Source organism: Pseudoalteromonas sp. S16_S37 (genome assembly GCF_014694405.1).
Lineage (GTDB): Bacteria > Pseudomonadota > Gammaproteobacteria > Enterobacterales > Alteromonadaceae > Pseudoalteromonas.
In genome coordinates this window covers 1-10,282 of the sequence record NZ_JAAUWV010000090.1, presented here as the reverse complement: position 1 = coordinate 10,282, position 10,282 = coordinate 1, and the positions used below count along the sequence as shown (strand labels likewise).

Annotated in this window: 12 protein-coding genes; 6 read left to right on the top strand and 6 right to left on the bottom strand. The window is 40.5% G+C overall.

Annotation, left to right across the window (positions count from 1 at the left end):
* Both HC733_RS23675 and HC733_RS21120 read right to left on the bottom strand, forming a co-directional pair.
* The coding region (locus tag HC733_RS23675) for an IS630 transposase-related protein (RefSeq protein WP_203219227.1) at positions 1 to 166 on the bottom strand (166 nt) is incomplete at its 3' end.
* Between the two features lie 27 nt (positions 167 to 193).
* On the bottom strand, positions 194 to 1,264 hold the full coding sequence (locus HC733_RS21120; RefSeq protein WP_190366958.1) for an amidohydrolase family protein: 1,071 nt from the start codon (positions 1,262 to 1,264) through the stop codon (positions 194 to 196).
* 224 nt (positions 1,265 to 1,488) lie between these two features.
* Between HC733_RS21120 and HC733_RS21115 the strand changes: the two genes are divergently transcribed.
* Positions 1,489 to 3,015, top strand: a complete 1,527-nt coding sequence (locus tag HC733_RS21115; RefSeq protein WP_190366957.1) for a winged helix-turn-helix domain-containing protein — start codon at positions 1,489 to 1,491, stop codon at positions 3,013 to 3,015.
* Between the two features lie 125 nt (positions 3,016 to 3,140).
* Here the strand turns inward: HC733_RS21115 and HC733_RS21110 are convergent, their stop codons facing one another.
* Positions 3,141 to 4,169, bottom strand: a complete 1,029-nt coding sequence (locus tag HC733_RS21110) for a hypothetical protein (protein WP_190366956.1) — start codon at positions 4,167 to 4,169, stop codon at positions 3,141 to 3,143.
* Positions 4,170 to 4,326: 157 nt separating this feature from the next.
* On the opposite strand from HC733_RS21110, the gene HC733_RS21105 reads away from it, so the two are divergent.
* Complete coding sequence (locus HC733_RS21105) at positions 4,327 to 4,782, top strand: adenylate kinase (RefSeq protein WP_238937651.1); 456 nt, start codon at positions 4,327 to 4,329, stop codon at positions 4,780 to 4,782.
* A gap of 28 nt (positions 4,783 to 4,810) precedes the next feature.
* On the opposite strand, the gene HC733_RS21100 is transcribed toward HC733_RS21105, so the two are convergent.
* From HC733_RS21100 to HC733_RS21090, 3 genes are read right to left on the bottom strand one after another with little or no spacing between them, the layout of a single operon-like run.
* On the bottom strand, positions 4,811 to 5,197 hold the full coding sequence (locus HC733_RS21100; RefSeq protein ID WP_190366955.1) for a VOC family protein: 387 nt from the start codon (positions 5,195 to 5,197) through the stop codon (positions 4,811 to 4,813).
* 12 nt (positions 5,198 to 5,209) lie between these two features.
* Positions 5,210 to 5,593, bottom strand: coding sequence for a GFA family protein (locus tag HC733_RS21095; RefSeq protein WP_190366954.1), 384 nt, complete (start codon positions 5,591 to 5,593; stop codon positions 5,210 to 5,212).
* A 21-nt stretch (positions 5,594 to 5,614) separates the two neighbouring features.
* Positions 5,615 to 6,025: a DUF3574 domain-containing protein gene (locus tag HC733_RS21090; protein WP_190366953.1), complete on the bottom strand. Its 411-nt coding sequence runs from the start codon at positions 6,023 to 6,025 to the stop codon at positions 5,615 to 5,617.
* Between the two features lie 200 nt (positions 6,026 to 6,225).
* On the opposite strand from HC733_RS21090, the gene HC733_RS21085 reads away from it, so the two are divergent.
* From HC733_RS21085 to HC733_RS21070, 4 genes are all read left to right on the top strand, one after another.
* Positions 6,226 to 6,417, top strand: a complete 192-nt coding sequence (locus HC733_RS21085) for a hypothetical protein (RefSeq protein ID WP_190366952.1) — start codon at positions 6,226 to 6,228, stop codon at positions 6,415 to 6,417.
* 122 nt (positions 6,418 to 6,539) lie between these two features.
* Positions 6,540 to 7,418, top strand: a complete 879-nt coding sequence (locus HC733_RS21080; protein WP_190366951.1) for a LysR family transcriptional regulator — start codon at positions 6,540 to 6,542, stop codon at positions 7,416 to 7,418.
* Between the two features lie 622 nt (positions 7,419 to 8,040).
* A complete protein-coding gene (locus HC733_RS21075) occupies positions 8,041 to 8,643 on the top strand; it encodes a DM9 repeat-containing protein (RefSeq protein WP_190366950.1) in 603 nt (200 codons plus the stop codon).
* A gap of 258 nt (positions 8,644 to 8,901) precedes the next feature.
* Positions 8,902 to 10,047, top strand: a complete 1,146-nt coding sequence (locus HC733_RS21070) for a LamG-like jellyroll fold domain-containing protein (protein ID WP_190366949.1) — start codon at positions 8,902 to 8,904, stop codon at positions 10,045 to 10,047.
* Positions 10,048 to 10,282 lie beyond the last annotated feature (235 nt).

Here is a 10,282-nt window from a genome sequence, read left to right as displayed (position 1 = left end):
CTTTACTTGCTGGTTTATCTCGTTTGAGGCAAGGCTCCAACTTATTCTGCCAACGGAATAAAGAAGCGATATTGACACCAAAGTGTTCACTTGTTTGCTCAAAAGTAAGTTGGTGCTTTTCTTTATAGGCAAACACCCGTCGCCTGAAATCTAAACTATATGCCATTAGAGTATTATCGCACATTATGATTATTTAGCTATACTGCAAAAGTAACTGGAACATTTGGCCTGTTTTGTCACTCTGTAGCATGAGCCGCTTGAAGCTATCAATTGTGGCTTTATCACCATGTTGGTGTTGAAAAGGCGTAAATTCTAAAGTATTTTTAAACAGTTGAAAGTAATGGTTATATGCTGAGAGTGTAGGCATATAGGTAACATTGTTTAGTTTGGCCAGTTGTATAAATTCATCATCAATTTTGTCTGAGATCACACCATGCACCAAAATGTCTCCGCCAGCCTTAATCGCCATTTTAGCGTTGGCAAGATCTTCCACGTGAACGGCTACGATTTTATTATGTTGATGAGCAAGTTTGATAGCCGGCAAGTACAAGTTGTATAACTGCTCTGTAGACAAGCCGGTTTCTTGAGACCAGACAACTTTAATAATGTGTGTATCTAGTGCTATGAGTTGTTTTACCTGCTCTAAAGCCGCATCTGCGGAAGTAACCTGTGTGAAGGTGGCTCCGTTAACATTAAGTGCAGGCACGCTCATAGGTGATAGTAACGTACCTGCAACATAAACATCAGGCAAGTGTTTGGTATTGATGCTTTTTTTATAGTGTTTTACATATTCAGATGGACCGCCTAAGTCAAATACGCTGGTGATCCCAAGGGCTAGATAACGTTTTAGAATATGCTCTGTATTGTCGAGAAGTATTTTTTGGTCCTGCTCATAAGGGAATATCGCCGTGGCATCAATTGTATCTGGGCGAGTAAAAGCGCTTCCGGATTGAGCAAGGTGGATATGGCCATCAATTAATCCGGGTATGACCCATTTGTTACTTATATCAACAATCTTAATGTGTTTAGGTATTTGCTCAGTGCTAGGCTGAATATTAACAACCTTGCCATTACTGACAAGTATCGTGGCGTTTGAAATCGGTATATCAAGTGAAGGGTTAAGAATATGTCCGCCGACAAAAGCAACATCGCTTAGAGAGCCCAGCTGTTCGGTTGTATTATTGATTGTGTTTAACGGTTTGCTCTGTGTTTGCGTACTTACCGCAAGTAACGTGATGGTATAAAGGTATATTATTAAACGCATGTGTTAGCTCCAACTAAATAGAATAGAGCTATGTTGCAGCGCGATGCTCGATTGTCGCTATGATTGAACGTTTAAAGTTTGCTTAAACTTTTCTAATAGAAATTTAAAAGTATATAAATCAATTCACTAAAAATATTTGGATAGCACAAAGAGATACTGTCTGTGGTGTTAAAGCAGTATAATTGACACCATGAGTAACAACGCTATCGCTTAAGCTTAGTGTAATGAATGAGGACGAAACCTTGCCAGCTTCGAATAATACTTGTGTGATATACATACAAACAGGCTCAGTAATGATGGCAGGTAAATCACATACATTCCGTCCTAAGACGTTTGAATTGTTACTTTTGTTAGCCCAAAACTCCGATACCGTTTTTTCGAAAGAGCAAATACTATCCTCAGTTTGGTCGGATTCGGTAGTGGAAGAGCAGGTTGTTTTCCAATCAATCAATGAAATACGTAAGGCTCTTGGTGATAGCGATATAATCAAAACCTACTCACGAAGAGGGTATCAATGGAATGTAACAAATACACAGTTTGTTGATAAACTATCACCCCACCTAAACATGACGCCAAAAAAGGTGTATCAGATATCGGTTTTTGCACTGAGTATTTTGATATTGCTGCCAACTCTATACTTTAGATATTTTGATACATCAACCACAACTGATAGTGCGAGTGTCACATCCAGTCAGTCTATGTCACCCAAACACAGTGGAATATTAGTATTGCCATTTGAGGTTCAGTCTTCTGGTAATGGGCTTGGTTGGCTTCGCTATGGCGCGATGGAGGGGTTGATCAATCAGTTGTCAGGGCATCAGCAGGTGACCGTTTTCCACGTTGAAGACGTTATTGATATTTTAAATCGGGTGCCTAAAGGCCAAAGCAATAAAATTGAGAGCATTTTTGCTAAATCAGGCGCCTCGTACATATTAGAAACCACGATAACAGGGCAACCAGGCGAGCTTAATATTATCTATACGTTTTACACCCGAACGGCCAGACAGACCAAAACCTTACACGCTCAAAATTTATCTGATGCCTTGCCCAAACTTTCACGACTTTTCAGTCATATGAAGCACCAAAATGCGTTGCAATCAAATCTAGCAATCGATACCCAGTTGCAAAATGATTTAATTGCAAAAGCAATCCGTTTTCTTGAGCTTGATGATCTAAAATCGGCGCTAACGTTTATCAATAGCGCGTTGATAAACGCACCTGATAATATTGTTGCGCTCTATTTTTCTTCAAAAATCAACATGGAACTTGGTAATGCGAGGCAAGCACTGAGTTCGAGCAAACATGCGCTCAGCGTAATTAAACCTGACACGCATAGTGAGTATTTGCCTCGCTTGTATTACTTTCACGCAAACGCTTTGCTCGCAACTGGCCAAGTTAATGATGCGATAACTGCGCTTGAGAAAGCTCAAAAGCAAGCTAAAAAGCAACAGGACTGGCTTTATTATGCGTATACCCAATCGGTAATGGGCTTTGTTTATATGCGTCAATCTCAATTTGCAAAAGCGCGTGAGCGATTTAACGCGGCGCTTGAATACCAACTGTTGTTGCAATGTCCAATGGGGGAGGCGCAAGGATACTTAGACTTGACAGAGCTTGCTTTGGCACAAGGCAATCAGGTTGAAGCTAATAGTTATTTTGCGCGAGCCAAAGCTCTAGTAGAGCAAAGGGCGCTGAACAAAGTTGTTCCTTTACTAAATCAAGTACAGCAACAGTTTCACAAGGGAATCTAGTAGTTCGCGCGCGAGTGCTGGTTTTAAATATGGCTAAGTTCAGGTTAACTAGTGGGGACTGCGCCCCACGGGTTGAAACCAATAACGATAGCGGTTTTTGCTAACCCAATTGGATAGGCTTTGGCTTACAAGCTAAGCCCAAAGCGTGATGCACCGCTTTCAGTAAAAACAATCTTCGTTGCTTCGTCACCTTGTATGACTAAACGACACTCACCAAACGCTTCAGGAACACTAAATTCTTCAATCGATTGTGATGTGAAAGCGTGATAGCCATTTTGGCAATACAAAGCTGCAGCCGAAACTTTGCCTTGTTGGGGTAAAAGGCTGATTGTTGAGCGGTTAAGAGTATGACGCCAAGTTTTATGCTTGCTCAGTTGCGCTTCGATTTTGATTACTGGATTGTCATTCATTAGTTGATGCAATTGAGCTGTAAACTGGTCAACAGTTTGTTGTGACAGTGTTTTATATTTGATGTTAGCCATTGCAAGGAGGGTTTGTCTGGCATCCGATAGGTGCAGTTGATATACATATAAATTCATCAGATTCTGCATTGACATTAATGCCAGATCAGGTGTCAGTAAATCGTATAGTAGCGCAGATTCTTTCACATACAGATCATAACTTTGCCAATCTTGCACACTGGCGTAGTACACACTGTTTAGCCAAGCTGAATAAGCTTGTTCGGTAAGGTTTTTTGTGTGCTCGTTCGTGAGGTTGTCAAGTGACAGTGAAGCCTGCTTATCTGAATTTACAACCTGCGCTTTTGTAATATCGAAGTACTTGGCATAGCTTGAAGAGATACCGTCATTGCTTACACCAGAAAATATTTTATGAAATTTTATTGTGAATTGGCCCGCCGACTTCATCGGTTTTCCGTTGAACGTAGCACTTTGGTACTGTAATTGAGACAAATATTCTTTTGCATCATGATAATAATTGGGATCGGACATTTCTAATAAGATATGCTCAGCTTTTCCACTTTCGTTCACTACAAAATCTGCTCTTACCCACGCTTCGGTGCGTGTGCCATTTTTAGCGCGCGATGGTAGTTTAGAGTTATTGTTTTCAAGCAAAGATGGCGCTGTGAATTCGGCCTTGACGTTACAGCTCAGCACGAGTGATGTAAGCAGAAGAAATTGTAAAAAGTAATTCATATTTTCAGATTTTCAGATTATTAGATGTAGGATATTTGGGCTATGTTACACGATTAACGGTTAAGTATTTAAACAAAGGATTATCAATTGAAAAAAAATAGCGGTATTTGGCAAACCTGGGAGCGGTAAGTCTACTTTAAGCAAAAAGCTATCGCGGGTGACAGGGATTGAGTTACACCAGTTAGACTTAACGCAGTATCATAAAAATGGCGAACAAGTCGCGCGGGAAGTATTCGATAATGAACATCAGCGTATCCTTGCAAAGGATAGTTGGATTATCGATGGGTTAGGGCCCTTGAGCTCTTTTAAGCAGCGGCTAGATGCAGCTGACACCTTGGTCTATATCGACTTATCTTACCCTCTTAGCTATTGGTTCGTTACTAAACGTTGTGTAAAAGGGTTATTTGTAAAGCCAGCAGGTTGGCCGCAGGGCAGCTCAGTGTTGAAAGGTACGATGCAAAGTTATAGAACACTTAAACTTTGCCCCAAGTTTTGGAACGATGATTTTTTAAATCAATTAGAGACAGACTACTTAGCAACTAAGCAGCTTTATGTTATACGTACACTGTCTCAACTTAAGCATTTCGTCACGGATAGCCTTAGCACACGATAGCTCAGAGCCTTAATTTTGATAGATTTTGTTATTCCCACACATTTACATTGTCAGCTTCGTCAAAGTCACTTCTTTGTGGATGGACTACACAAAACCTATGACCAGTCGGGGCTTGCATTACCACCCAACGTTCGAGGGTCTTAACCACTTTAGCGCCAATGGCTTCTAAGCGAGCAACTTCTGCTGCTATGTCATCGGTCTCGATATCTAAATGGACTCGACTTTCATGTTCGGTCTTTTGAATTAATATCTGTGGTTGATCATCCGGTGTGTCTAACTGCGTGTATCTAGATGACCATTCTTCATCACAATCGATGCGAGCATAGCCCAACGCCTGCTCCCAAAATGTATTTGCTTGTTCAATATCATCTACTTTACTGTCAATGACGAGAGCTGCTAAACGACTTTTGTGCATGATTTTATCCTTTTAAGCGAGTTTAGTTTTATGGGCCAGTTTGTGAGCATGTTGCTCCCAGTTTTGACCATCAAAATCGACGATGTTGATATGTTTAATGGCTGTATCGATACAGTTTACATTTACGTCTATGCCATCAGGGTTCGAGCGAGGCAAATAAAATGGTTTTATACCACATGTGTTACAGAAATAATGCCGCGCAACATGGGTGTTAAACGAATAGCTTTTTAGTTTCTCATCTGAGCTGAGTAGTTTGAACTGAGTATTTGGAACAATAAGATGGAGGTATCCCGATTTTTTACAGATGGAGCAGTTACAGCGCTCTACGTCAATAGTATCAGGCGCTTCTACTTCAAAACGAATTTGACCGCAATGGCAACTTCCTTGGTATTTCATAATATAGTGCCTACTTTCAGTTTAAAACGACACACAGACATCGTTTTGCACTCGCAAAACGGCTTCTTGCTGAAATTGTACTTTGTACAATTCGGTGATCTCTGAGATGGCGCGGATCTTTTCTTGGCTGTTGTCATGGACTAAGGTCAGCACATAACTTTGCTCTTTTATAATTTTGCCGTTATTTCCTTGCCATTGACCTGATGCGTTTACAACGGTTAAGCCTTGTGGAAATTTTGGTGTAACTGATGTAGTCAAAAATGATGCCCACTGCTGCTCGGTGACAAAGCCACTTGGCATTTTTGTACCAAAATACAAAGACTCCTGAGATAACTTTTGTTCACCCACCGGACATTGCTTGGTGTGAGTTACAGAGCAGGCACTTGTTAATAAGCAAAGTGCAATGGCTGGCACACTTATCCGTAAATTCATGGTTTTCCTTTTTATTGCATAAGCGCAAATTATAATCAACGCTCATTAGTGTGTTTGATAACAAAGAAAATGCCAAGTTCTTTATATAAATTTTACCTAAAACAGTGGTTTACTCGATTTTTTGCTCAATGTGCATATTTCATCCACAATTGATGCTTAGGCTTAAAATTAACCTATTTTAAGGTAACAGAGGCTTTAGTATGATGAAACGTATTCTGCGCAATTGTTCAAGATTAACCTTAGCTGCGTTGATGATTGGCTGGTTAACTGGCTGCGGTGGTTCAGGTGAGTCAATTCAATCAACAACTCCGCCAACCACAGATAATGGCAGCACCCCAGACCCAACGCCGGAATGTTGCCGAGCGCTATACCAAAGAGGGGAAGTTGCATAACAAAGTTGGGGCGAGTTATTACGTCTATTTGGTTGATGGGCAATGGAAAATAACGGCATTCGCTATACATGACGCAAAAAACACATTAACTTAAACAGACCTAAACGCTTAATACTGTTTGCATGCAAAACTGGGACGACTTTCAATTATTACTGGCATTAAAACAGGCTAAGACTCTGCGCGGTGCTGCTAAATTACTGGCTGTAAATCACGGTACGGTGTCGCGTAGACTAGCCAACCTTAACCAACGTTATGGCGTTGATGTATGTACGCTTATACAAAACAACCTAGTGTTTAGTGAGGTGGGATTAAGGTTGATTGATGCGGCTCAAGCAATGCAAGTAAGCTTTAATGAGCACCAAGTTGCTATTGATGACAGCATTAAACAACTTAAACAGCAAATAACCCTCTCATTACCGCCCGCTATTTTACAGTTTGTACTAATGGATGTTCTAGCAGAGTTTCAGCAGCAAAACCCACAAGTACAGTTAAACATTAACACCACATATGCACTCAGTGACTTAGATAAGTCCGAAGCTGATGTGGTTGTACGCGCAGCAGAGCAACTTGATGATTATTTAGTTGGACACAGATTGTGTCCTATCTCCTTAGGTTTTTTTGCTCATAGGGACTATTTTGCACAACGTGGCGAACAGGATGTCAGTTGGATATCGATAAATAGTTGCCTGCGACCCCTGTGGTTAAACGATAGCCCATTTCCTGACTCACCTATTAAGCTGACCATAGAAGATTTGGTTTTGCGTCATCAAGCTTGCGCGCAAGGGCTGGGCATGATCAGAGGTGCACACTACATAGCACAGCACTTTGAAGACTTAGTTGAGTTTGCTCCAAGTATTACCTCTTATGCCAGCTTATGGGTGTTAACACACCCAAGCAAACAGGCGCTTCCCAACGTAAAAAAGCTAATTGCTTTTTTACGTGAAGCTATACGCAGCAAGCAGCATCTTATTAATCAAAACGCGGCGAGCGTACGCTCTTAATTATTGGGGCTTTGACGGTCATTTTTAATCATGTTCCCGGCAGAACAATTCGACCTGATAAGACGTTTAAGGTTGTTCCTTTGTTTCTAATACCTTAAGTGTTTGAAAAACAGTACATTTGGATAAGCTAAGGTATTCTGTAACTGCCATTGGACTATCAAAAAACAGATCGCACAGTGACAAATATTGAGCAGTTCAACCAGAACAGGTTGCAGTTCATATTCCGAATCAACTTTGCGTTATGAATGTGATGGATGTTGCATCGGGAAATTTGTCGTTACCGGGTAAAGTGAATGGCAAGTGTGGCGGTTTAAAAGCAAATACAGCTCTTATCATGAAGGTGTGATTGGGGCTATATTAACCTGGTGAAGCAGCAATGTTCCGTTACCTTAGCCTGTATCTCATGCGCTTAAAGCCGAGCGTTATTATTAAAAAAGCGATAGTGTAGTCGGTTAGTTAAATGGCTAATTAGCCAAGCTGAAATAAAATATATTTCTTATTATCAAATTGTTAACTGTATTTTTTCTTTTTTTCACCCTCTTTCACTTAGTTTTCCTTGTTGCGAATGTTGCTAATTTAGGAATATATCTCAAGTGATTTCGTACCATGCAAAAGCAAGCGTATGCGAGCACAACAACATCAACAGACTATCCGCGAGAGAACCATGAGAAAAAATCTATTAGTACATATATTCGTATTGGCAACAACCATAGCGTGCGTTAAAGCCGCAGCGTATTCAAATCCACATAATTGGCTCTATGACACAGGGTGGAAGCTGAACATTCAAGCAGAAATAAAAGACGGTAGTAAGGTAGGTGCCGGCTATCATGATAGCACCTCGCCTGTATATGTTTGTCAGCACATGAACCTACCGGGTAAGCATGTAAATGGCATGTGTTATGTTGCCTTAAGGGGCAAAGAGTACGGTTCACCAGTCTTTAATAGCTTATTGACGAAGTTTGACGGACTTGTGTGGGGCAATCGTTTACAAGGCCCATTTAAAAAAGGGGTGTTGCCAGATCAGATCCGTAGCAATGCTGTTATTGGTGGTAATGAAGGGTTTGACGTGTACATTTGTAAAGGTATGCATGGTTCACATACGGTAGTGGGTAAGTTTGTGCGAGGACATGGTTGTTACTATAGTCATGCGGGCCGAGAGTACTTACTAAGAGTGAGTGAGGATAACTTCTCGGTATTAGTCGATAACATTGAAGGTCATAGATAGTATTATAAGCGCTGTGATTACTTTCCAACCGATCACAGCGTGTTTGCCAACATTAAAATAGTAAATATGCTCTAATTATTACTTTAGATAGCATTTCTCAAATGTACCCACCATAGCTAAGTATTAAAATTCAATAGTTATTTACAATACATATGTTTGTAAAGTTTTTGTATAAAGAATTGGATTTCTAGTTTGTTTTCGGTGTATAACGATTATGTACTAATTTAGATACAACCTGGAATATATTAACGGACCTATATGGCACTCAAGCAAGCGCAAGGACAATCCTCAAAACCGCTAAGTGAGCAATATTCATCAGTCAAGCTCAACGATTTAACCATTTGCTTTTCAAGAAAAAAAGTATACAACAAACAAAAAGACATTCAATTGAGTGAGTTGTCATATCAGTTATTGGTCACGCTATTAAATAATGCGCCGAACCCTTTGTCGTGTGCACAATTGCAAACTTTAGTTTGGGGCAATGTGATCACCGGGGAAGAAAACGTTAAGCAGCGCATCAGAATACTTAGGCTCGCGTTAGGACAAGAAGGGGCTGGTGAGAGTATCAAAAATGCGCGTGGTAAAGGGTATTACATTGATGCAAAACTCACCTGGCAATTACACAGTAAGCTGCCTTTGGTTACTTATCTTAAAAACCCTGTTGTATACACTGTTGTTTTGCTGCTGCTTGTGGGTAATTCACTTCCTTATGAAAAGGAGGTTTTAAGTAAACACTCTATCTCTGAATTAACTATGCATAAAGAAGATGTCATCCGTATTGCCGCTGCGGATGAATCACAAGCGTTTTGTTTTGATGGTTATGATGATTATATTGAAATTGCAGACACAGACGAGTTAGATATTTCGACTGAAGATTTTTCCATTACCGCATGGATAAAAACCACAGCATTAGAGCAGCGGGTAATAGTTGATAAGCGTTATGAAAACCAATTGTCACATGTACAAGGATACGTATTATTTGTTGATGAAGGCCGTCTTGGCTTTCAACTGGCTGATGGTCAGGGTAGTTGGTACTGTGGGCAGCCAGGCGCATCATGTACAAACTATATTACGCAGGCTTTTATCGCTGATGGCAATTGGCACCATATAGCAGTATCTATTGACCGAGATGACTCGTCAGGGATCCGGTTTTTTGTTGATGGGCGGCAAACTTGTAGCCATGACCCTACACTTAGGTCTGGGTCTTTAGCTAATAACATGCCTCTGAGAATAGGCAGTCGCTCATCATATTTGACTGGATTATTCAAAGGACAGATTGCAGAAGTTGCGCTCTATCACAGAGCGCTGGATATCTATGATATAGCCTCTGAGTATCAAAAAGGTAATACGCGTCAGTGCTATAGTATTGCCACGAAAGGGGGGTTAATAACGGCTAAACGATAAATTTGATAAACGCTAATTTAGCTGCGTTAGCCAACAGGTTTTATATTCACAGCCTTATGGAGAAGCACATTTATTCTCTCATATCACTGACAAAACAATAAAATCAAATGGCTAAATAACCTGAGCTGCGCATAAGAAAATGAACTAAAAGCCCTTGTGGTGATCAGATCTTTCGACCAAGAAACATAAGATTACCAAGGACAAGGGCATGAATAACTTAGACGCAATTTTCGTA